The sequence below is a fragment of the Kineosporia corallincola genome (assembly GCF_018499875.1).
GTDB lineage: Bacteria > Actinomycetota > Actinomycetes > Actinomycetales > Kineosporiaceae > Kineosporia > Kineosporia corallincola.
This window is the reverse complement of sequence record NZ_JAHBAY010000002.1, coordinates 620621-640121: the sequence shown is the minus strand read 5'-3', so window position 1 is coordinate 640121 and position 19501 is coordinate 620621. Positions and strand designations below refer to the sequence as shown.

Here is a 19501-nt window from a genome sequence, read left to right as displayed (position 1 = left end):
GACACTGTGACATTCCCTACATAGACGATCGGAAAAGTCGGCAATGCGTATACGTCGCCCCGCCACCCTCGGAGCCGCCGCTGTCGCGGCGATGGCCCTGGCCCTGACCGGTTGCAGCAGCGGCTCCGGTTCCACCGGCACCGCCGCGTCGTCCGACGCCGGTCAACCGGTCGCCGGTGGCGACCTAACCATTGCGCGCACCGGTCAGAACGTCAGTGACCTCGACCCCGTCGCCGAGACTCTGACCAGCAACAACGCCTACACGCTGGACAAGATCTTCGACACCCTCGTCACCCAGGACGGCGACGGCCAGCTCCAGCCCTCCCTGGCGACCGAGTGGGAGACCAGCAGTGACGGTCTCACCTGGACCTTCACCCTGCGCGACGGCGTGAAGTTCTCCAACGGCGACGCTCTGACCGCCAAGGACGTCGTCTACTCCATCGAGCGGCACCTCAAGGTCGGTGGGGCGCTGCCCCTCAGCGCCCCGATCAAGACCGTCAAGGCGGTGAACGACACCACCGTCGAGATCACCCTCAAGACGGCCTACACCCCGCTGGCCACCGAGCTCGCCACGTTCGCCAGCAGCATCGTGCCCGACGACCTGGACGGCAAGAGCGCCACCGAGTTCTTCGCCGACCCGGTCGGCACCGGCCCGTTCAAGGTCGGCACCTGGGACAAGAACGGCAGCTCCTTCGAGCTGGTGAAGAACGACAACTACTGGCAGACCGGCAAGCCCTACCTCAACAGTGTCACCTACACCACGGTCAGCGACGACAACTCGCTCGTTCAGCAGTTGCAGGGCCAGCAGGTCGACGTGATCACCGACGTCCCGCCCGCCAACGTCGCCGCCCTCAAGGCCAACACCGCCCTGAGCGTCGACACCGTCGGCAGCTTCAACCAGGACGAGGTGTTCTTCAACACCTCCACCGGCCCGTTCGCCGACCGCGACCTGCGCCGCGCCGTCGCACAGGCCGTCGACCGCGCGTCCCTCACCGCCACCACCACGTTCGGCACCGGCACCACGGGCACCACCTACATCCCCGCGAACGTCCGCTACTCCGACCAGAACGCCGACGTCCTCAAGTACGACGTCGCCGCCGCCAAGGCCGACCTCGAGAAGGCCGGGGCCGCCGGCACCACCGTCACCCTGCTCGTCGAGTCCGGCTCCCAGACCCGCGGCCAGCAGGCCCAGATCATCCAGGACGCCCTGAAGCAGATCGGCCTCACCGTCGAGATCAAGCAGCAGGACAGCGCCACCTTCTGGACCACGTTCCCGGCCAAGGACTACGAGTTCGCCCTCACCACCGTGATCGCCGACACCGGGGACCCGGACAACATCACCTACTGGCAGGTCGACTCGAACGGCGTCAGCGACTCCTTCCACACCGGCTACCAGAACGCCGAGGTCGACAAGCTCGCCGCGCAGGGCCGCGAGACCCCGGACGGCGACGAGCGCAAGGGCGTCTACGAGAAGATCCAGGACCTCGTCTCCCAGGACTCCCCGACCCTCTCCCTCGACTACGCCGCCAGCATCGCCGCGACCCAGGCGAACGTGCACGGCCTGGAACTCATCCCCAACGGCACCGTCCAGCTGCAAGATGCCTGGATCGCCAAGTAACCCGCAGGACGCCGGCCGCACCTCGCGGCCGGCGCCCCTGCGCGCCTGGGCCCGCTCCGCCGTGGGCCTGATCGCCTACGCCGCCGCCGTCACCCTGGCTGTGATCCTGCTGTCCTTCGGCCTCTCCCGGGCGATGCCCGGCGACGCGCTCTCGGCACAGCTGGGCAGCCACGCCACCGAGCAGACCAAGCAGCAACTCGCCGCCCAGCTCGGTCTCGACCAGCCCTGGTGGCGGCAGCTGGCCCGGCTCCTGGGCAACCTGATCACCCACGGCGACGTCGGCCCGTCCCTGATCAACGGTGAATCCGTGCGCTCGGCCGTTACCGCCCGGGCCGGCGCGACCCTCTCCATCGTCGCCCTGGCCCTGGTCATCGCCGTCGTCGCCGCCACCGTCCTGGCCGTCATCGCCGCGACCCACCAGAACCGCTGGCCCGACCACCTCCTGCGCATCGTCCTGAGCGCCGGCATCGCCGTGCCCGCGTTCTGGCTCGGCCTGCTGCTGATCCTCGCGTTCTCGGTGCACCTGCACTGGTTCCCGGTCGCCGGCCTCGGCACCGGACCCGGCGAACGGCTGCGCTCCCTGGTCCTGCCCGCCGTCACCGCCGCCGTCGGGATCGTGCCCCTGCTGGCCCGCAGCCTGCGCGCGCAACTGCTCGAGGTGATCAACGCCGACTTCGTCGTGGCCGCCCGCGCCACCGGCCTGAGCCCGGCCCGGATCATCGCCCGCCACCTGGTGCCCAACGCCGCCCTGCCCGCCCTGACCCTGCTGGGCACCAACCTCGCCTACCTCATCGGCGGCACGTTCGTCGTGGAGTCGGTGTTCACCATCCCCGGCGTGGGAGACCTGATGTTCCGCTCGATCACCAACCGCGACTCCACCACCATCACCGGGATCGTCATCTACACCGCGGTCCTCGTCGTGATCGTCAACCTGCTCACCGACCTCGCCGTCCGCCTGCTCGACCCCCGCCAGAACCGCCGCGGGGCCGCCCTGTGAACCGCACCCTGACCGCCGGCGTCACCGTCGTCGGGGCGATGGTGCTCCTCGCCGTCGCCGCACCCCTCGTCACCTGGCACGACCCCACCGCCCTCAGCCTCACCGACGGACTCAAAGCGCCCAGCTGGTCCCACCCGTTCGGCACCGACCAGCTCGGCCGCGACGTCTGGGCCCGCGTCGTCTACGCCGCCCGCACCGACCTGCGCGTCGGCGTCCTCGCGGTCATCACCCCCCTGGCCCTCGGCACCCTGCTCGGCCTGGTCGCCGGCTACTTCGGCGGGATCCTCGACCAGATCGTGCGTTTCGTCATCGACACCGTGATGGCGTTCCCGTTCTACGTCATCGTCCTGGCCCTGGTCGCCGCCCTCGGCGCCGGTGAGGGCTCGATCTACCTCGCGCTCGCCGTCGTCGCCTGGGTCAACTACGCCCGGGTGGTGCGCAACGTGACCCGGGGTTTCGCGGGGGAGAACTGGGTCGCCGCCGCCCGCGGCGGCGGACTGAGCCGGCGCCGGGTGATCTTCCGCCACATCCTGCCCAACGCGGTGCCGCAGCTGATCGTCCTGGCCGTCACGGACATCGTGTTCGTGGTCCTGGCCATCGTGACCCTCAGCTACCTGGGCCTGGGCATCCAGCCGCCGACCCCGGACTGGGGCACCATGATCTCGGACGGCCAGACATTCGTCACTGTGCAGTGGTGGATCGCCGTGTTCCCTGGCCTGGCCGTGCTCGTCGCCGGGATCGGGTTCTCGCTGCTGGCCGACGGGCTCGCCGACGCCTACCGGGAGAAGGAATGACGAACGCACTGAGCGTGAGCGGGCTGAGCGTCGCCGCCGGCCCCCGCATCATCGTCGAGGACATCGACCTCACCCTCGAACGCGGCCAGGCCGTCGGGGTCGTGGGGGAGTCCGGCTCCGGCAAGAGCATGATCCTCAAGGCGATCATGGCGCTGCTGCCCGCCGGGGTGAAGGCGACCGCCGGGCAGATCACCCTGGACGGGAAAGTGCTGCCGCACAACGGAGGACGCAAGGAGCGCGGGCATCGTCTCGGCCTGGTCCTCCAGGACCCGGCCACCGCCCTCGACCCGCTGATGCGCGTGGGGGACCAGATCGCCGAGGTCCGCCGTCACGTCATCGGCCGGGACCGCGTCACCGCCCGTCAAGAGGCCCTCGACCTGCTCGAACGCGTGCAGATCCAGGCAGGCCGCTACCGCCACCACCCGCACGAGCTCTCCGGAGGGCAGCGCCAGCGGGTCGTGATCGCCCGGGCCCTCGCCGCGGAGCCCGAGTTCCTGCTCTGCGACGAGCCGACCACCGCGCTCGACGTCACCGTGCAGGCCGAGATCCTGGCCCTGCTCGAGGATCTGCGTACCACCCGCCACGTCGGCCTGCTCTTCGTGAGTCACGACCTCGCCGTCGTCGCCCGGGTCAGCAGCCGGCTGGTGGTCATGCGGCACGGCCGGATCGTCGAGCGCGGGACCACCGAGCAGGTCCTGACGCATCCCGAACATGCCTACACCCGTGAGCTTCTCGACTCGGTCGTCGAGCTGTCCGTCCCGGAGGCCCGCGCATGAGCGCCCCGCTGCTGGAGGTCACCGGCCTGCGCGTCGCCTACGGCGACCGGATCGTGGTGCGGGACGTCGACCTGAGCGTCGCGCCCGGCGAGATCGTCGGGCTGGTGGGGGAATCCGGGTCCGGCAAGACCACGATCGGCCGCGCGGTCGCCGGTTTCCTCACGCCCGACGACGGGCGGATCGAGCTCGGCGGAAATCCCCTGACACAACGCCGTTCGCTGGCCGAGCGCCGCAGTGTCCAGATGGTCTTCCAGGACCCTTACCTCTCGCTCAACCCGCGTCTGAGCGCCTGGAACACGCTGCGCGAGCTGGTCCGTGTGCACGACCTGGCTCCCCGGAACCTGATCGACGAGCATGTGCGCCAGGCGCTTTCGGAAGTGGCGCTCACCGAGGAGCTCGCGCGGGTACGGCCCGGGCGGCTTTCGGGCGGGCAGCGGCAGCGGGCCGCGATCGCGCGGGCGACGGTGCTGCGGCCGCGCCTGATCATCGCCGACGAGCCGACGTCGGCTCTGGATGTCTCTGTACAGGCTTCCATCCTGCGGCTTTTCGCGTCGCTGCGCGACGAGCAGGGTATGGGATTCCTGATCATCTCCCACGATCTGGCGCTGGTCCGGTTCCTGTGCGACCGGGTGCTCGTGCTCCAGGACGGTCAGGTCGTCGAGAACGGGCCGGTGGCGGAGGTTCTCGCCGAGCCGAAGCACGCCTACACGCGCCGCCTGCTCGACGCGGTGCCCCGCCTCCCCACCTACACGAGGGGTCAGGATTCATGAGGATCACCGGTGCCCGGGTTCTCAACCACGAGGGGACGTTTGTCACCAGGGAGTCGGTCGGGTTCGCCGACGGTGTCTTCACCGTCGACCCCGAACCCGAGGGCCCGATCATCGACGGCGCCGGCCGCTGGCTCCTCCCCGGCGTCTTCGACGTGCATACGCACATCACCTGGAACGACTTCCATCAGTCCGACCGCGAGAACCGCACGCCGGCGGACCGTCGGGAGCTCACTGCGGCCGCCCTTCTCAACACGCTGAAGGGCGGCGTCACGAGCATCCGCGACGGCGGCGGCGCGGGCCGGGACCTGCGCGACGGTCCGCTGCCCGGCCCACGCGTACAGATCAGCGTGAACCTGATCGGTCCGGACCAGGCCGGCTCGGTCGCGCAACTGACCGACGCCGTGCGCCGTTCCCTGGACCACGGTGCCCAGTGGATCAAGCTGATCGCGACCGGCGGCGCCGCCACGAGCGGGAATGCCCTCCTGGCATCCCATTTCACCCGGGAACAGTTCGCCGCCGCAGCCCGGGTGGCCGAGACCGGCGGGGCCCGGCTGATGGTCCACACCTGGGGCGGCGAGTCGGTCGACTGGGCGATCGAAGCCGGTGCGGGCAGTCTCGAGCACGCCATGTACCTCACGCAGGACCAGGCCCGCCGGGCGGCCGAGGCCGGGCTCACCTACGTCCCGACCCTCACGATCTACCAGTGGCTGCACGACCGGATCGCCTCCGGCGCCCTGCCCGGAGTCCCCCTGGCCCGCATCGCCGACGCCGTCACCGCCCACCCGCAGGCGGTCCGTGCGGCCCGGGACGCAGGCCTCCCGATCGCCCTCGGCAGCGACTTCGGAACCCAGCAGCAGCACGGCACCAACCTCACCGAGATCGCCGCCCTGATCCGGGCCGGCCTCACCGGCCCCGAAGCCCTCCTGGCCGCCACCCGCAACGGCGCCCAGCTCCTGAACGACGCGGCCGGTGGCGTGATCGCCCCCGGCTACCGCGCCGACGCGATCCTCCTCGACGCCGACCCGACCGACCCCGCGACGTTCGCCGACGCGTCCCCCGTTGTCGCCGTGATCCAGAACGGCGTGCCGGCCTGATCAGAAGACCGAGCGGGCCCACTCCTCGAAAGAGGTCAGCTGAAGACCGAGTTCGCGGGCGAACTCCGGCCGGGCCGGCTGCCCGACCTCGTTCAGCATGGCGTGCGGGATGGCGGCGTACGGCGGCATCCCGGCGTCCAGGGCCTCCTGCTCGGTCAGGTCCGGCGCACCGAGCGGCACCCCGAGCACCCGCGAGACCGTGGCGGCGATCTGCGCCATCGACAGGTAGTCGCTGGCCAGTTCCAGCTCCACGCCCCGGAACCGCTCCGGCTCGCGGAAGAAGGCGGCGGCGGCCGAGCCGATGTCGTGCACCGCGACGAGCGAAAGACGCGTCTGCGGGCGGATCACCGTGACCAGGCCGCCCTCGAGGCCGCGCGGCATCAGGTAGGCCTGCGAGGGCAGCAGGTTGTCCATGAACGTGCCCGGTCGCAGCAGGTTCCAGTACTCGAAACCGGCCTCACGCCCGGCGTTCTCGATGGCCGTCTTGGTGTCGTAGTAGATCTGCTGGGCCGCCCACTCCGGGCGGGTGATCGTGCGGTCGGCCCCGCTCACCGTGGTCTGGACGAACTGGGCCACCCCGGCGGCGCGGGCCGCCCCGATCAGGTTGGTGGCCTGGGTGAGCTCGTCGTCGAACCGGAACTGCCCGTCGCGGATCGGGGGCATCTGCACCGAGAAGACGCCCCGGACGCCGCGCAGGGCCGGTGCGAGCGAGCCCGGCTCGAGCAGATCACCCTGCACCAGCTCGGCGCCCAGCTCCTCCAGGCCGGCGGCCTTCGCCGGATCACGCACCAGGGCACGCACCGGGACCCCGCTGCCCAGCAGGGCCCGGGCGGTGGCGCCTCCCTGCCGTCCCGTGGCGCCGGTGACGAGAATGGTTCCGGTCATGAGGATCTCCTGCCGTCAGTGAAACGGCGGGGGCCGCCGCTTCGCTTTCGGTACAATACGGCGGACCCCGCCATTTAGCCAGGAGATGAACGAGAAATGCGTACGGACGCCCGGCGCAACTACGAGCGTCTCCTCGCCGTCGCCGAGGAGCAGGTCGCGGAGCACGGCGCGGACGCGTCGATGGAACAGATCGCCCGGCTCGCCGGCGTCGGCTCCGGCACCGCCCGGCGGCACTTCCCGACCCGTCAGGTGATGCTGGAGGCCGTGTTTCGCGAGCGGGTGGACGCCCTGGCGACCCAGGCCGAGGTGCCGGCGGCCGTGGAGGATCCGGTGCGGGCGCTGATCGGCTGGCTGGAGGCGGTCCTGTTCGCCACCAGCACGTTCCGTGGGCTGGCCGAGGCACTGGCCCGGGAGAACGCGACGCCGTTGTGTGCCACCGGACGGCTCGCGCAAGCCGGACGTCCGCTCGTCAGCCGGGCCGGGGCGTCCCTCCAGCCCGGTGTGACCATCGGTGACCTGCTCGACCTGGTGACCGGAATCGCCCTGGCCACCGAGCATCGCGCCGACCGGGAGGAGGCCGTGCAGCGGTTGCTGAGGCTGGCGATCGACGGCGTGTGTCGACCGGCCTGATTATCTTGACCAATCCTGTCGAGAACATCAGACTGGTCGGACCGCCCGATCCGCAATGCACTCCGTCGTCCGTTCTGCGATCCATGGAGGCGTGCCGTGTCCGGAACCGATCCTGCTGCCGAACCTGCCGGTCGTCCTGATCCTGATGTCGAGACCCGGCGTCGCTGGGCCCTGAACGAGGACTGGCTGGCCACTGCGGTCGGCCTGATCCTGATCGTCCTGGTCCTGGCCGGCGTCGTCACCGACGGGCTGGTGCCCTGATGACCGAGACCGTTCGCACGTCCCGCTTCCCGGCCGAGATCCGTTCCCGGGGAACCTGGTTCGCCCTCGGCGTCGTCGTGGTGCTCCTGCTCGGCTGGCTGACCCACTACCTGAACGAGTCGGTGCCGGACTGGGCGCAGGACACGTCCTTCGACGACATCGCCTCCGCCGTCGAATACCCCGTCTACGCCATCCTTCTCGGTCTCGCCGGGAACGCCGTCCTGACCCTGACCGGCCTGCGCGACCGGCTCGCCGACGGTTTCCGCACCGAGTTCTTCATCAAGACCGGCCTGGTTCTGCTCGGTGCCTCGATCGACCTGAAGCTGATCGTCGACGCCGCGGGCCGCTCGATCGTGCAGGCGGTCCTGCTCATCAGCCTGGTGTTCGGGTTCACCTGGTGGCTGGGCGGCCGTCTCGGGCTCGACGACAAACTGCGGGCCCTGCTGGCCTCCGCGGTGGCGATCTGCGGGGTGAGCGCGGCGATCGCCGCCGCCGGCGCCGTTCAGGCCCGCAAGGAACAGCTCGCCTACGCCGCCAGCCTGGTGATCGCCTTCGCCCTGCCCTCGATCTTCCTGCTGCCCTGGCTGGCCGACGTCCTGAACCTGGACGACGCGGTCGCGGGCGCCTGGATCGGCGGCAACATCGACACCACTGCCGCCGTCACCGCTGCCGGAACGCTCGCGGGCGAGGGGCCGCTCGCGATCGCCAGCATCGTCAAGGTCACCCAGAACGCCCTCATCGGGGTGGTGGCGGTGGGCCTGGCCGCGTACTTCGCCTACCGCGTCGACCGCACACCGGATGCGCCCCGGCCCGGCCCCGGCGAACTGTGGCGTCGTTTCCCGAAGTTCGTCATCGGTTTCATCGCCGCCTCGGTGATCGCCACGGTCTACCTCGGCCAGGTCTCGTCGGGGGAGGGCAAGGAGCACATCGCGGTCGTCAACGACCTGCGGATCTGGTTCCTGATCCTGGCCTTCGTCAGTATCGGCCTGGAGTTCCGGGTGGGAGCCCTGCGCGAGGCCGGCTGGCGCCCGGTCGCGGTCTTCGCGGCCGCGACGGTGGTCAACGTCCTGCTCGCCCTGCTGCTGGCCGTTCTGCTGTTCAGCGGCTTCGAGATCCCGGCGGCGCGATGACCACCTGCCCCGATTTCCCCGGTCGTCGCCACCGGCGCCGGGGGTCGCGCCGGCCGGGCCGTCGTGGCCGAGGCCGCCAGTCACCCGTACCCGAGGCAAGGGAAGGCCGGGTCGGCAGAGCGCCTTCTCGCGGCTCCGGCGTGAAGCCTGATCGTCTGGTTTGATCACGGCAGCAGTCCGTGGAGGTCGGACGTGGTCACGTCAGCCCCCCTCAGGGGGCGGGGGAGAGCAGTTTCTGTTTCGCGCGAGCGACGATTCCGAGGAACGTGGCGTCGTCGCCGTATGCGCGGGCCAGGATCAGCCCGCCCTGGATGGCGGCGACCGCGTCCAGGGCACGGTCGGCCGCTTCCTGAGACGGGAGCCCGCCGGTACGCAGTGCCTGGGCGAGGGCGTCGACCCACTCGGTGAAGTAGGCCCGGACCTCTTCGGCGAAGGTCTCCTGTTCCTGGCCCAGCGTCATCGCGGCGAACAGGCACACCCTCTCGCGGGAGATGAAGTAGTCGGCCACCTCCCGCGACATCACCTCGATCGCCTGCGTGGCGTCGGTGGTGGTGCGCAGGGGAGTGAAGATCTTCTCCTCGAACCACTCGTCCACCTGCTCGAGGACGGCGCGGGCCATGTCCGTCTTCCCCTCGGGGAAGAAGTGGTAGAGGCTGCCGCGCCCGAGGCCGGCCTCCCGCTGGATGACGGACAGAGAAGCGCTTTCGAAGCCCCTCTTGCGGAAGATGCCGGCCAGGGCGCGGACCGCGTCCGAGCGGTCGAGAACAGTTCGTGCCATCAGAGTCCGAGTTCGCTCAGGCCCGGGTGATCCGCCGGGCGGGGGCCTGAAGTGTCCCAGAAGAACTTGCGCTCGGACTCCTCGATGGCGACGTCGTTGATGCTCGCGTGGCGGTGGGTCATGAGCCCGTCCTGGTCGAAGCGCCAGTTCTCGTTGCCGTAGGCCCGGAACCACTGGCCGGCGGCATCGTGGTACTCGTACGCGAAGCGCACGGCGATGACGTCGCCGGTGTAGGCCCACAGTTCCTTGATGAGCCGGTAGTCGAGTTCACGCTCCCACTTGCCGGCGAGGAACTCGACTATGGCCGCACGACCCTGCACGAAGGTCGACCGGTTACGCCACCAGCTGTCCTCGCTGTACGCGAGGGAGATGCGCTCGGGATCGCGGGTGTTCCAGGCGTCTTCGGCGATGCGGGCCTTAAGGGTGGCGCTGGCTTCGGTGAAGGGCGGGAGAGGAGGACGAGACATGACGCGAACCTTTCAGAGCTGGAGTATGTACCGATCGGTACGACGTGTACTGAAAGGTACAGTCGGTGTCTGGGCCTGTCAACGCGCATTCCGGCCTGGCATTCCCCGGGTGGGCAGGTCGTGTGCCAGGCCCTGGCATCGAACATGAGCGGGGGAGGCAGCGACGTCGTGAAATCGATGCCGGGCGGGCGGATCCGTGAGTGGGTGCGGGAGGATGTCGACCGGGCCTGCGCCGCGCTGGCCGGGCTCGGGGCACCGGCCGGATCGACCACGCACGTGCTGCATGTGCGGCCTGCATCGATGCCGAGGTCGACGGGCGACGATGTGGCTCGTCACCGGAAGCCTGGAAGTCCTTGCCGTGTAAGCGGTACGGGAGATGCTCCGTCGCGGGAGCGAGGGAAGTGTTCCCCGAAACTGAGTGATGGTGGACGCCCAACTCGCGTCGGGCGTCCACCATCACCGTACTCATGGGGTCGGTTTCGCTAGCGCGTCAGGCGCTGATCGCGATGCTGTCCACCCGGTCCGGGTAGAAGGCCACGTGGTTCTTGATGCCGGCCACGGCATCGTAGGGGCTCTCGTAGACCCAGAGGGCGTCCACCGACCTCTGCCCGCCGACGGGGATCGAGTAGTAACTCGCGTCCCCCTTGTAGGGGCAGTAGGTGCTGGTGGCGGTGCGCTCCAGCAGCGTCTGGTCCACGTCGTCCATCGGGATGTACTGGACCGCTGGATAGTCCGCTTCCTGGAGGGTCAGGGCCCGGTGGGTGTCCGCCACGGTCCTGCCCGCCACCGTGACCACCACGTGCTCGGGGGACGGGGTGACGGTGATCGGGTGGTCGGGTCCGGGCTGCTTGACCGGCTTGTCGGCCATGAAGGCTGGCTCCTCTCCTGGGGTGGTCAGGCGTTCGCGCGGTGCGGAAGCTTCCAGCCGGGCCGGACGAAGTGGCAGGTGTAGCCGTTGGGGTAGGTCTGGAGGTAGTCCTGGTGCTCGGGCTCGGCCTGCCAGAACGGGCCGGCCGCGGTCACCTCGGTGACGACCTTGCCGGGCCACAGGCCGGAGGCGTCGACGTCGGCGATGGTGTCCTCGGCGACGCGCTTCTGCTCGTCGCTGGTGTAGAAGATCGCCGACCGGTACGAGGTGCCGATGTCGTTGCCCTGACGGTCCTTGGTCGAGGGGTCGTGGATCTGGAAGAAGAACTCCAGAAGGTCACGGTAGGTGGTCGCCGAGGGGTCGAAGACGATCTCGATCGCCTCGGCGTGGGTGCCGTGGTTGCGGTACGTGGCATTGGGGACGTCGCCGCCGGTGTAGCCGACCCGGGTGCTGACGACCCCCGGAAGCTTGCGCACCAGCTCCTGTACTCCCCAGAAGCACCCACCGGCGAGGATCGCGGTCTCTGTCGCAGTCGTCATCTCACTGTCCTTCACGCTGTTCGGCTGGCCACGATGCACAACAGCGACACACCCCGGCGCGTTCCCGGCCGGGCCGGCTCACATCAGCACGCCTGCACGAGGCTGCTGTGGGGGGAGGGCTGCCCTCAGCTCCCCGATGCGGCCGAGACCAGGTCGAAGGCGACCGGCGGTCCGGGGAGGGCCGCCTTCATGGAGGCCGCCACCCGGTCCAGGATCTCGATCTCCCCCTGCTCGATCCCGTCCAGGGCCCGCTTCACCAGCTCGGCCGGCTTCACCATCGCGGCCTCGGCGAGAGGGACCCCGAGGTTCGCGCAGAACTCTCGCAGCGTGGGCGTGTCGATCAGCCCGGGCACGAGGGCGGAGACCAGGGTTCCCTGGTCGGCCAGCTCGATGCGGACCCCGTTGGTCAGGCTCCACTCCGCGGACTTGGCCGCGGCGTAGGAGGTGTTGCCGACGACGGTCTGCCAGGCGACCCCGGACAGGACGTTCAGCACGGCCCCGCCGCCGTTGCGGGCGAGCACGGGAGCGAAGGCCCGGATCATGGCCAGGGTGCCGAAGTAGTTCGATTCCATCGTCTCCCGGATGTCGCGCGGGTCGCCGGTCAGGAAGTTCCCGCCGCCGGTGAAGGCCGCATTGTTGATCAGGAGGTCGACGTCGCCGGCGGTTGCGGCCACCTCCTCCACGGAGCTCTGGTCGGTGATGTCCAGACGCAGTGCCTCGACGCCGGGGACGTCGACCTGCTCGGGGCGGCGGGCGGTGGCGTAGACCTTGGCCCCACGACGGTGCAGCTCGATCGCGAACTGGCGGCCGAGACCGCGGTTGGCCCCCGTGACCAGGGCAGTGGCACCGGAAATCTGCATGGGAAGTCCCTCGATGAGGAGAAGAGACCGGCGCGACGATAAGATGACCGCTCGGTCATGTTGACTCGGGGACCGTAACTCTAAAATGACCGAGCGGTCAACTTGTAGGATGGGGCAGTGCCGACAGGACGCAACCAACGCGCGGACGCGACCCGCAACCGCGAACTTCTCCTGGCCGCCGCCGAGGAGGAGTTCACCGAGAAGGGATTGGACGCCTCGGTCGCGGACATCGCCCGGCGGGCAGGGGTGGCCAAGGGGACGATCTTCCGCCACTTCGCCACTAAGGAAGACCTGATCGCGGCCATCGTCAGCGGGCATTTCGCCGCCCTCATCGCCATCGCCGAGCGACTGCTGACCGCCAGCGACCCCGGGGCGGCGCTGCTGCAACTGCTGACCGAGACTGCGGACAACATCCGGCAGAACGACCTGCTGTTCCTGCAATCGATCACCGGGAACGACTCCCGGGTGCTCGCACTCCGCGACGAACTGCACGCCACCATCACTGCCCTGGTCACGAAGGCGCAGGAGGCGAAGGCGATTCGGCCCGACCTCACGGGAACGGACGTGTTCGCGCTCATGTGCACCCCCGTGCACGCCGTCGACTTCCTGCCGAACCCGTCGCCCGACAGCTGGAAGCGTTACCTGGCCATCATTTTCGACGGGTTCCGGCCGGAAGGAGCCACCGCCCTGCCGGTGGCCGCGCCGGACTGGGGCTGACCCGGCCGGCCGTGGCCGAACGGCGCGCCGAGCTGGGTGGGCCACCGAATCGGCCGTCCTGACAGGGCAGTTCACCTACATGAACAGGGTGCGGGCGCTGCCGGCCCGGCTCGGGGAGGCCACCGGCGGAGGGCGGGGCTCCTGAAGTGTTCAACAGGTCAGGGTTTCCGTCATCGTGGCAGCGCAACCCGCTGAACCAGACATTCTTTCGCCGGCCTCGGCGCCACCGTAATCGTGCCCGATGAACGGCTTGGGCCGTTCACTACTTTTCAGTACAGTGCAACCTTCGTGGTGGGGTGCCCGAGGGGGGCGGAAATGGTGGAGAGTTTCCGGGCGAAGCCCGGTGAGATGAACCAGGCCGGTGACAAGGCCCGGGCGCTGGCCGATGATGCCGCGGCGATCAAACCGGACATCGGCCCGGTGAAGGGGGCGATGCCGGGCAGTACTGCGGCGGCCCTGATCGAGGCGGTGCAGGCGACCCTGGAGGGGACGCTCAGGAACTGGTCCCTCGCGGCGGACGGCTACGGGGTGGCACTCGACGTGGCAGCAGCCGGGTATCGCGGCTCGGACCGGCGAGGTGCACAGGACTACCAAAACATCCAGACCCCCGATGTCCCGCCGACCCCCGGCAGTGCCCCGGCACCCGGGTGGCCGAGCGCTACGACCACGCCGGGCGCCCCCACCCCGGCGGCCGGGCCCACGCCGACCCCGGTGCCGACGGGGCAGGGCTCATGAGCGTCCCCTGGGGCCAGCTGAAGACCTGGAAGGAAGAACCGCTGGAGAACGGCTTCCGGGAGGCCCGGCGGATCGAGGACGAATTGCAGCGGGTCGAGGAGGCCCTGCCGAACGCCAGCCCGGCGACCTGGGACGGCACCGCCGGGCAGGCGGCCCGGCAGGCCGCCGAGGTGCTCACCAAGACCCTGGCCGAGCACATCGACTCGGTGGCCTCGCTGCGCAAGGCCCTGGCCGATGCCGCCGACGAGATGGCGGGCGTGGTCCGGGCGGTCGGTGACGCCGAGGACTACGCCTCCCGCAAGGGCCTGAGCATCGCCCACTCCGGCACGGTGAGCGACGCGGTGACCCCACCGACCGTGTTCGGCGACCCGGCCGACGCGGGCGTCTACGCGCGCGAGCGCCAGGACTATGTGGACGAGGGTGTTCGGCTGGTCGAGGCGGCGCTGACCAAGGGGCAGACGCTCGACGACCACCTGACCGACGGCCTGGGGCCGCTGATCTCCTACTGGAACACCTACTCGCCCCTGACCGGCCTGGCCAAGAAGGCAGGGAAAGTCAGCATGGCCGTGGTGCTGGCCCGCTACGGCCTGGCCCCGTCCTCGGCCGTTCCAGAACGGGCCCAGTATCTCCAGGCCCTGAGCAAGTACCAGGCGCTCAAGGGCGCCTCCCCGGACCTGTCCGACCCGAAGGTGCTCAAGCAATACACCAAGCTGGAGAAGGACGCCCTCAAGCTCTACAAGAAGGGCGCCGGCCTGCCGCTGGACGTTCGGCAGAGCCAGCTCGACGCCAAGCGGGCCCAGCTGCTGTACAAATCGCTGCGCAAGCTCAAGGGCGACGGGCCGGCGATGAAAGAACTGCTGAAGACGTTCCCGAAGCTGTCCGAGGCCGACGTCCTCGGTAAGGTCGGCAAGCTGGACAAGCTGACCAAGCCGTTCCGCAAGGTCACTCCGGTGATGGCCAAGGTGGCCGGACCGGTGGCGGTGGTCTCCGGCGGGGCGGACATCTACTCCGCGATCACCGACACCGAGTCGGCCACCGACGACCGGGTGGCCCGGGGCATCGGTGGTGGCGCCTCGATCATCAGCGGCGGGGCGGCCACGGCGCTCGCCTTCGGGCTGGCCTCCGGCCCGGCGTTGCCGGTCGTCGTGGTGGGGGCGGGGCTGGTGGCGGCCGGGGCCTGGGCCTACGAGAACCGTGAGGCGATCGGACACGCGCTCTCGACCGGGGCCGACGCGGTCGGCGATGCGGCCGTCGTGGTGGGCGACAGCGCCAAGAAACTCTGGAAGGGCATGTTCGGATGAGTACGGAACTGGTCGACGAGCCCTCGGCCGAGGTCGCCGCCAGCCGGCTCGAGCTGCTCACCGTGGCGCTCACCGGTCCGCTGGAGCTGGGCAGCTACACCGACGAGGAGCTGGTGGGGCTGGACGCCGCGGACGGTCGCCCGTTCGCGCCGAGCCCCTGGTTCTCCGCCCTGTCGCAGCAGGAGGGGCAGGTGGCGGTGGTGGCTGCGCTGCGCGGGCTGACCGCGCGAGGGCTCTACCGGGCGATCCCGGTCAACGAGGAGTCCGGCGAGATCACCTTCGAGGCCGACCCCGACCTGCTGGCCCTGCTCAGCCTCCGGCGGCAGGTGCCGACCGTGGTGGTCGCCGAGCACCGGGCTCAGGGGCGGGCACAGTGGCACGTCCTGTACAGCCACCCCGAAGGGCTGTGGCTGGGCGAGAAGATCACCCCGATCGGCGTGCACGAATTCACCCTGGCCGACCGGGATCACTGGGTGAGGGTGCTCACCGAATGGTCCGGTGCCACCGACCCCGTTCAGGAGCGGCCGTTCCTGGACGTGGTGGTTCCCCCGGTGAACGGCTCCGCGGCCGAGGCCGCCCCGCCGTACGTGGTGGCCGTCTGCGAGAAGTCGACGGTGATCACCCGCTTCGACGCCGCCGACGGCGCGCCCCGGGAGACCTGGGGCAGCGTCCACGCCGGCACCGGCGCCTACTACGTGGCCAGGGAAAGCCCTGCGGGCATGCACTATCTCGGCGCCACTGCCCGGGACGTCCGGGCACGCTGGGACGACGCACTCGAGCCGCTGCGGGGGGTCTGATGGCGACCACACCGTTCTTCCAGGTCGAGGGCCCGGACGACCCGGAGCTGGTGACCGGTCTGAAGCGGCTCGTCATGCTCGACGCGTCGGAACTGGGCCGGGTGCGGGCGCAGTTCCGGACCGCGCCGACCGCCCGCCCGATGGCCGTGGTGCTGGTGGTCTCGGTGATCCTGGCTGCCCTGGCCCTGCTCATTCCCTGGGGGCCGGACGGGACGAATCTGGCCGTGGCCGTCATCGTCTGCATGGCCCCGCTGACGTACTTCCTGATCGTCCTGACCGGCCTGGCCACCCGGCACTGGGTGCGGGAGCGGGGGCTGGCCACCGGCTGGCGCCGGCGGACCCGGCTGACGGTGCCCTGGGAGACGATCGACCCGGGGCGGGTGCACGTGGTCGAGAACGCCACCGCGGTGGTGTTTCACCCCGACTTCCAGGACCGTTCGCCCACCTACCTGAACAACCTGTCGGACCGGGCTCTGCTGGTCTGCGGCTTCAACTCGGCCACCGGCGACCCGTTGTTCAGGTACTGGCTGCTCGGCACCCCGGATCCCGAAGGGCTCGCCCAGCAGATCGAAAGAGCAATGGTGGACGCCGGTCTCGAGGCACGCGGGCTGGCCGCCAACGCCTCCCGGACGGCGGTGCGGGCGCGTTACCGCAACGGGGGGACGGCGCTGCTGAGTGACCACCGGGGACCCTACGACCCGGTCCTGGGAGCGCCCTCTCCCGGCTGACTTCGGGGCACATGATTGACCCGAGGCAGAACCCGCCACCAGGGGCGACGTCGGGACTTTCGCAAGATTCCGGTCCGTCCTGAGCCGCTGGCTCGGCTCGCTCAGATCTGCCTGAGATCGACCTCGACAGTGAAGGGAGCTGCCACCTTCAGGGAGCCGGTGAAGACTTCGTCGTCGCGGTAGTGGCCCACGGAAGCATCAAGCACATAGGTATGGACGACGGGTGCCCCGGTGGGGGCCTGTTCGACTCGCCAGTAGAACGGGATGCCGGCCTTGGCGTACTGGTCGGCCTTAACGATGCGATCGGTGGTTTCCGAACCGGGGGAGACCACCTCGACCACGAGCAGGACGTGTTCGGGACGGGTAGGGCTGATGTCGATGGTCTCGGCCCGGTACACCGTGACATCAGGGCGGCGGTTGTTGAGCGGAAGGTCCTGTAGGCGCACATCGAAGTCGGTGTCGGCGTTCCAGTCTGAGCCTGCCGCTACGTCCAAGGCGTTCGCCAGCAGGCGGGCCAGGCGGTTGTGGCGCTTGGAGGCGCTTGGACTCACCAGAACCATCCCGTCCACGATCTCGATGCCCGCACATTGCTCCGGGGTCCACGTCGCGTATTGCTCGGCCGTGACCTGCTCGTGCATCCAGGCCGGCGCGACCATCTCCGCGGTCATCCGCACCTCCTGATCGATCAGATACCCGACAGCACGATACCGCGACGAGTCGTCAGGCCAGCAGCTGCTCACTGACGGCCCACAGACGCTCGGCGTCCGCCGGGTCGAGCATGGCGGAGTTCGCGTCCGAGGGAATGCTGCCGGCGGTGAGCGGGCGGACGGTGTCGTCGAGCACCGCGACGTCGCTGTCCTTGAGGTAGAGGCCGCCGAAGCCGTCGAGGACCGGGCTCACGGCGCCGAACACCGGCGTCGCGGCGCCCTGGGCCACGGTTTTCTTGCCGGCGCCGGGGTCGATGACGGTCGCGCCGTTCTCGTCGACGAGTCCCTGCGCCCGGTACGAGGCGAGGGCGTCGGGGTGGTGGGGGCCGGGGCCGATGACGACGCCCGGATGTGCCGCGAACGCGCGGATGCCGTCGTCCGCGTGGCGGCGGTCGAGTTCGACGGTGAACAGGACGTTCGCCCGCTTCGACTGCGCGTAGGCCGTGCCGCCGTCGTAGCCGGTGCGGAAAGCCAGCTCGTCCCAGCGGATTCCACCGAAACGCGCGGCTCCTGAGGTGACGGTGAGCACCCGCGACCCTGAGGCCTGGATCAGCGCGGGGACGAGCGAGCGGGTCAGCTGGAAGTGGCCCAGGTGCGAGGTGGAGAAGGAGATCTCGTTCCCACGGGCGTCATGCCGTAGTTCGGGGCTGAACATCACGGCCGCGTTGTTGACCAGCGCGTGCAGCGGCCGGCCGGTCCGGATCCATCCTCGGGTGAAGGCGTCGATCGAGGCGGGGTCGGTGAGGTCGAGCTGTTCCACCTGGACGTGCTCGATGCCGGTGAGGGCCGATCGCGCCCGGTGCGGATCACGTGATGCGACGGTCACGGACGCACCGGCGGCGGCCAGGGTGCGGGTGATCTCACGTCCGAGCCGGCCGTGCCCGCCGGTGACGATCACGTTCCGGCCGGTGAGGTCGAGGCCGTCGATGACGTCGGTGGAGGTGGAGGCGGCGGTGAATCCGCTGCCGAGGGGACGCTGGTCCCTGGTCACGATGATGTGCCTTCCTCGTTGCCCGGAGCCGGATGCTTCGGCCGGCCGGGTCCCAGGACGTGCCCTGGGCCCCGGCCGGTGGTGCGGGGGACTACTTGGACTCGATGTGGCCGACGGGTTCGGCCGGGGTCGCGGTGGCGTCGGCCCAGGCGCCGGCGTCGATACCGAGGGCGGTCCGCAGGAAGGCCGTGGTGGTCCGGCGGACCAGGTCGACGCGCTCGGGGCTCTCGTCGGTGGTGGCGGTCGAGGCGTAGTCCTGGATGCCGCCGAGGGTGTGCTCTCCGCCGACCAGGGTCACCAGGTGCTGGGCGCCGGGGCTGTAGTGGTAGACGTCGGTGAACCAGTCCGGGCCCCGCGACGACAGCTGCGACTGGTCGTGGTCACCGGCGACGACGATCGAGGGCGTGGCGAGCTGGGTGAAGTCCGGGCTCATGAACGCGAAGTGTTCCTGGGCGAAGGGCGCCAGGTCCCCCCGGGCGACACCGGTGGTGGACAGCAGCACGCCCGCCTTCACCCGCTGGTCGGTGCGGTCCTCGCCCGGCCGGCCCTGAGCGTCCAGAACGCGGGCGCCGAGCAGCATCCCGATCGACTGCCCGCCCCAGGAGTGACCGGCGACGGCGAGGCGCTCGGTATCGACCCGGCCGCTCAGGCCGGGGACCGCGGCGATGACGGTGTCCAGTTCGTCGATGACCTGCTCGAGGTCGTCGACCCGGGTCTGCCAGATCGTCGGGTAGCGGGGGTCGGCGGGGGTCAGGCCGAGCGTCGTGGAGTCGAGGAACGTGGGCTGCACGACGACGAACCCGTTCGCCGTCCAGTGGTCCACGAGCGGATCGGCGGCGGTCATGGACTGGCCGAAACCGTGCGCGAAGACGATCACCGGCAGGTTCGTCCCGGTGGCCGGGGCGGTGATGCGGATCTGGAGGTCCTCGCCGCGGGTGGAGGGAGCGGGCAGCGTCACGGGCCGCACGCTGATCACCGGGGTCGGGTGGAGAGGGGTCGCTTCCGCGGTCGACATGGGAATCCTTCCGGAGCAGAGCCGCCGACCCGAAACGGATCGG

The 19501-nt window shown here is 70.0% G+C and carries 23 protein-coding genes; 14 read left to right on the top strand and 9 right to left on the bottom strand.

All coding sequences use genetic code 11. The features are described from left to right. Positions 1 to 43: 43 nt before the first annotated feature. Genes KIH74_RS07155 through KIH74_RS07130 form a run of 6 tightly spaced genes read left to right on the top strand, consistent with a single transcriptional unit; the run spans position 44 to position 6049 of the window. Positions 44 to 1618 carry an ABC transporter substrate-binding protein gene (locus tag KIH74_RS07155; RefSeq protein WP_214154991.1) on the top strand — a complete coding sequence of 525 codons (1575 nt, stop codon included), beginning with the start codon at positions 44 to 46 and terminating at the stop codon, positions 1616 to 1618. Then, positions 1599 to 2615 carry an ABC transporter permease gene (locus KIH74_RS07150; protein ID WP_214154990.1) on the top strand — a complete coding sequence of 339 codons (1017 nt, stop codon included), beginning with the start codon at positions 1599 to 1601 and terminating at the stop codon, positions 2613 to 2615. Before KIH74_RS07155 ends, KIH74_RS07150 begins: the two co-directional genes overlap by 20 nt. Further along, positions 2612 to 3409: an ABC transporter permease gene (locus KIH74_RS07145; RefSeq protein WP_214154989.1), complete on the top strand. Its 798-nt coding sequence runs from the start codon at positions 2612 to 2614 to the stop codon at positions 3407 to 3409. Before KIH74_RS07150 ends, KIH74_RS07145 begins: the two co-directional genes overlap by 4 nt. Further along, positions 3406 to 4185, top strand: a complete 780-nt coding sequence (locus tag KIH74_RS07140) for an ABC transporter ATP-binding protein (protein WP_214154988.1) — start codon at positions 3406 to 3408, stop codon at positions 4183 to 4185. Before KIH74_RS07145 ends, KIH74_RS07140 begins: the two co-directional genes overlap by 4 nt. Further along, the gene (locus tag KIH74_RS07135) at positions 4182 to 4955 is read left to right on the top strand and encodes an ABC transporter ATP-binding protein (RefSeq protein ID WP_214154987.1); all 774 of its coding nucleotides are present in this window, start codon (positions 4182 to 4184) and stop codon (positions 4953 to 4955) included. The genes KIH74_RS07140 and KIH74_RS07135 overlap by 4 nt, the downstream gene beginning before the upstream one ends. Beyond that, on the top strand, positions 4952 to 6049 hold the full coding sequence (locus KIH74_RS07130; protein ID WP_214154986.1) for an amidohydrolase family protein: 1098 nt from the start codon (positions 4952 to 4954) through the stop codon (positions 6047 to 6049). Before KIH74_RS07135 ends, KIH74_RS07130 begins: the two co-directional genes overlap by 4 nt. Here KIH74_RS07130 and KIH74_RS07125 read toward each other — a convergent pair whose 3' ends face one another. Then, on the bottom strand, positions 6050 to 6934 hold the full coding sequence (locus tag KIH74_RS07125) for an NmrA/HSCARG family protein (RefSeq protein ID WP_214154985.1): 885 nt from the start codon (positions 6932 to 6934) through the stop codon (positions 6050 to 6052). Positions 6935 to 7030: 96 nt separating this feature from the next. On the opposite strand from KIH74_RS07125, the gene KIH74_RS07120 reads away from it, so the two are divergent. The 3 genes from KIH74_RS07120 to KIH74_RS07110 all read left to right on the top strand — a co-directional run bounded on the left by KIH74_RS07120 (position 7031) and on the right by KIH74_RS07110 (position 8955). Then, positions 7031 to 7564: a TetR/AcrR family transcriptional regulator gene (locus KIH74_RS07120; protein WP_214154984.1), complete on the top strand. Its 534-nt coding sequence runs from the start codon at positions 7031 to 7033 to the stop codon at positions 7562 to 7564. A gap of 96 nt (positions 7565 to 7660) precedes the next feature. Beyond that, on the top strand, positions 7661 to 7825 hold the full coding sequence (locus KIH74_RS07115) for a hypothetical protein (protein WP_214154983.1): 165 nt from the start codon (positions 7661 to 7663) through the stop codon (positions 7823 to 7825). Next, a complete protein-coding gene (locus KIH74_RS07110; RefSeq protein ID WP_214154982.1) occupies positions 7825 to 8955 on the top strand; it encodes a YeiH family protein in 1131 nt (376 codons plus the stop codon). The genes KIH74_RS07115 and KIH74_RS07110 overlap by 1 nt, the downstream gene beginning before the upstream one ends. Before the next feature lie 211 nt (positions 8956 to 9166). Here KIH74_RS07110 and KIH74_RS07105 read toward each other — a convergent pair whose 3' ends face one another. The 5 genes from KIH74_RS07105 to KIH74_RS07085 all read right to left on the bottom strand — a co-directional run bounded on the left by KIH74_RS07105 (position 9167) and on the right by KIH74_RS07085 (position 12467). Continuing rightward, the gene (locus KIH74_RS07105) at positions 9167 to 9733 is read right to left on the bottom strand and encodes a TetR/AcrR family transcriptional regulator (protein WP_214154981.1); all 567 of its coding nucleotides are present in this window, start codon (positions 9731 to 9733) and stop codon (positions 9167 to 9169) included. Further along, positions 9733 to 10200 carry a nuclear transport factor 2 family protein gene (locus KIH74_RS07100; protein ID WP_214154980.1) on the bottom strand — a complete coding sequence of 156 codons (468 nt, stop codon included), beginning with the start codon at positions 10198 to 10200 and terminating at the stop codon, positions 9733 to 9735. Before KIH74_RS07100 ends, KIH74_RS07105 begins: the two co-directional genes overlap by 1 nt. A 490-nt stretch (positions 10201 to 10690) precedes the next feature. Then, the gene (locus KIH74_RS07095) at positions 10691 to 11068 is read right to left on the bottom strand and encodes a DUF427 domain-containing protein (RefSeq protein ID WP_214154979.1); all 378 of its coding nucleotides are present in this window, start codon (positions 11066 to 11068) and stop codon (positions 10691 to 10693) included. Between the two features lie 26 nt (positions 11069 to 11094). Then, positions 11095 to 11607: a peptide-methionine (S)-S-oxide reductase MsrA gene (gene msrA, locus KIH74_RS07090; protein WP_214154978.1), complete on the bottom strand. Its 513-nt coding sequence runs from the start codon at positions 11605 to 11607 to the stop codon at positions 11095 to 11097. Between the two features lie 125 nt (positions 11608 to 11732). Further along, positions 11733 to 12467 carry an SDR family NAD(P)-dependent oxidoreductase gene (locus KIH74_RS07085; protein WP_214154977.1) on the bottom strand — a complete coding sequence of 245 codons (735 nt, stop codon included), beginning with the start codon at positions 12465 to 12467 and terminating at the stop codon, positions 11733 to 11735. Positions 12468 to 12584: 117 nt separating this feature from the next. On the opposite strand from KIH74_RS07085, the gene KIH74_RS07080 reads away from it, so the two are divergent. From KIH74_RS07080 to KIH74_RS07060, 5 genes are all read left to right on the top strand, one after another. Continuing rightward, the gene (locus KIH74_RS07080; RefSeq protein WP_214154976.1) at positions 12585 to 13184 is read left to right on the top strand and encodes a TetR/AcrR family transcriptional regulator; all 600 of its coding nucleotides are present in this window, start codon (positions 12585 to 12587) and stop codon (positions 13182 to 13184) included. 315 nt (positions 13185 to 13499) lie between these two features. Continuing rightward, on the top strand, positions 13500 to 13919 hold the full coding sequence (locus KIH74_RS07075; RefSeq protein WP_214154975.1) for a hypothetical protein: 420 nt from the start codon (positions 13500 to 13502) through the stop codon (positions 13917 to 13919). Continuing rightward, entirely contained in the window at positions 13916 to 15220 is a 1305-nt protein-coding gene (locus KIH74_RS07070) for a WXG100 family type VII secretion target (RefSeq protein ID WP_214154974.1), read from the top strand. Before KIH74_RS07075 ends, KIH74_RS07070 begins: the two co-directional genes overlap by 4 nt. Next, positions 15217 to 16017 carry a hypothetical protein gene (locus KIH74_RS07065; RefSeq protein WP_214154973.1) on the top strand — a complete coding sequence of 267 codons (801 nt, stop codon included), beginning with the start codon at positions 15217 to 15219 and terminating at the stop codon, positions 16015 to 16017. The genes KIH74_RS07070 and KIH74_RS07065 overlap by 4 nt, the downstream gene beginning before the upstream one ends. Further along, complete coding sequence (locus KIH74_RS07060) at positions 16017 to 16745, top strand: hypothetical protein (RefSeq protein ID WP_214154972.1); 729 nt, start codon at positions 16017 to 16019, stop codon at positions 16743 to 16745. Before KIH74_RS07065 ends, KIH74_RS07060 begins: the two co-directional genes overlap by 1 nt. A 101-nt stretch (positions 16746 to 16846) precedes the next feature. Here the strand turns inward: KIH74_RS07060 and KIH74_RS07055 are convergent, their stop codons facing one another. The 3 genes from KIH74_RS07055 to KIH74_RS07045 all read right to left on the bottom strand — a co-directional run bounded on the left by KIH74_RS07055 (position 16847) and on the right by KIH74_RS07045 (position 19458). Continuing rightward, positions 16847 to 17413, bottom strand: coding sequence for a Uma2 family endonuclease (locus KIH74_RS07055; RefSeq protein ID WP_214154971.1), 567 nt, complete (start codon positions 17411 to 17413; stop codon positions 16847 to 16849). A gap of 52 nt (positions 17414 to 17465) precedes the next feature. After that, on the bottom strand, positions 17466 to 18443 hold the full coding sequence (locus KIH74_RS07050) for an SDR family NAD(P)-dependent oxidoreductase (protein ID WP_214154970.1): 978 nt from the start codon (positions 18441 to 18443) through the stop codon (positions 17466 to 17468). A 91-nt stretch (positions 18444 to 18534) separates the two neighbouring features. Further along, complete coding sequence (locus KIH74_RS07045) at positions 18535 to 19458, bottom strand: alpha/beta hydrolase family protein (RefSeq protein WP_214154969.1); 924 nt, start codon at positions 19456 to 19458, stop codon at positions 18535 to 18537. Between the last annotated feature and the right edge of the window lie 43 nt (positions 19459 to 19501).

What these genes read in the sequence shown, in the direction of transcription:
- KIH74_RS07045 (WP_214154969.1), bottom strand. Translation starts at nt 19,458, where the DNA reads ATGTCGACCGCGGAAGCGACCCCTCTCCACCCGACCCCGGTGATCAGC.
- KIH74_RS07075 (WP_214154975.1), top strand. Translation starts at nt 13,500, where the DNA reads ATGGTGGAGAGTTTCCGGGCGAAGCCCGGTGAGATGAACCAGGCCGGT.
- KIH74_RS07100 (WP_214154980.1), bottom strand. Translation starts at nt 10,200, where the DNA reads ATGTCTCGTCCTCCTCTCCCGCCCTTCACCGAAGCCAGCGCCACCCTT.
- KIH74_RS07095 (WP_214154979.1), bottom strand. Translation starts at nt 11,068, where the DNA reads ATGGCCGACAAGCCGGTCAAGCAGCCCGGACCCGACCACCCGATCACC.
- KIH74_RS07150 (WP_214154990.1), top strand. Translation starts at nt 1,599, where the DNA reads ATGCCTGGATCGCCAAGTAACCCGCAGGACGCCGGCCGCACCTCGCGG.
- KIH74_RS07130 (WP_214154986.1), top strand. Translation starts at nt 4,952, where the DNA reads ATGAGGATCACCGGTGCCCGGGTTCTCAACCACGAGGGGACGTTTGTC.
- KIH74_RS07125 (WP_214154985.1), bottom strand. Translation starts at nt 6,934, where the DNA reads ATGACCGGAACCATTCTCGTCACCGGCGCCACGGGACGGCAGGGAGGC.
- KIH74_RS07065 (WP_214154973.1), top strand. Translation starts at nt 15,217, where the DNA reads ATGAGTACGGAACTGGTCGACGAGCCCTCGGCCGAGGTCGCCGCCAGC.
- msrA (WP_214154978.1), bottom strand. Translation starts at nt 11,607, where the DNA reads ATGACGACTGCGACAGAGACCGCGATCCTCGCCGGTGGGTGCTTCTGG.
- KIH74_RS07135 (WP_214154987.1), top strand. Translation starts at nt 4,182, where the DNA reads ATGAGCGCCCCGCTGCTGGAGGTCACCGGCCTGCGCGTCGCCTACGGC.
- KIH74_RS07105 (WP_214154981.1), bottom strand. Translation starts at nt 9,733, where the DNA reads ATGGCACGAACTGTTCTCGACCGCTCGGACGCGGTCCGCGCCCTGGCC.
- KIH74_RS07060 (WP_214154972.1), top strand. Translation starts at nt 16,017, where the DNA reads ATGGCGACCACACCGTTCTTCCAGGTCGAGGGCCCGGACGACCCGGAG.
- KIH74_RS07120 (WP_214154984.1), top strand. Translation starts at nt 7,031, where the DNA reads ATGCGTACGGACGCCCGGCGCAACTACGAGCGTCTCCTCGCCGTCGCC.
- KIH74_RS07140 (WP_214154988.1), top strand. Translation starts at nt 3,406, where the DNA reads ATGACGAACGCACTGAGCGTGAGCGGGCTGAGCGTCGCCGCCGGCCCC.
- KIH74_RS07085 (WP_214154977.1), bottom strand. Translation starts at nt 12,467, where the DNA reads ATGCAGATTTCCGGTGCCACTGCCCTGGTCACGGGGGCCAACCGCGGT.
- KIH74_RS07155 (WP_214154991.1), top strand. Translation starts at nt 44, where the DNA reads ATGCGTATACGTCGCCCCGCCACCCTCGGAGCCGCCGCTGTCGCGGCG.
- KIH74_RS07070 (WP_214154974.1), top strand. Translation starts at nt 13,916, where the DNA reads ATGAGCGTCCCCTGGGGCCAGCTGAAGACCTGGAAGGAAGAACCGCTG.
- KIH74_RS07110 (WP_214154982.1), top strand. Translation starts at nt 7,825, where the DNA reads ATGACCGAGACCGTTCGCACGTCCCGCTTCCCGGCCGAGATCCGTTCC.
- KIH74_RS07055 (WP_214154971.1), bottom strand. Translation starts at nt 17,413, where the DNA reads ATGACCGCGGAGATGGTCGCGCCGGCCTGGATGCACGAGCAGGTCACG.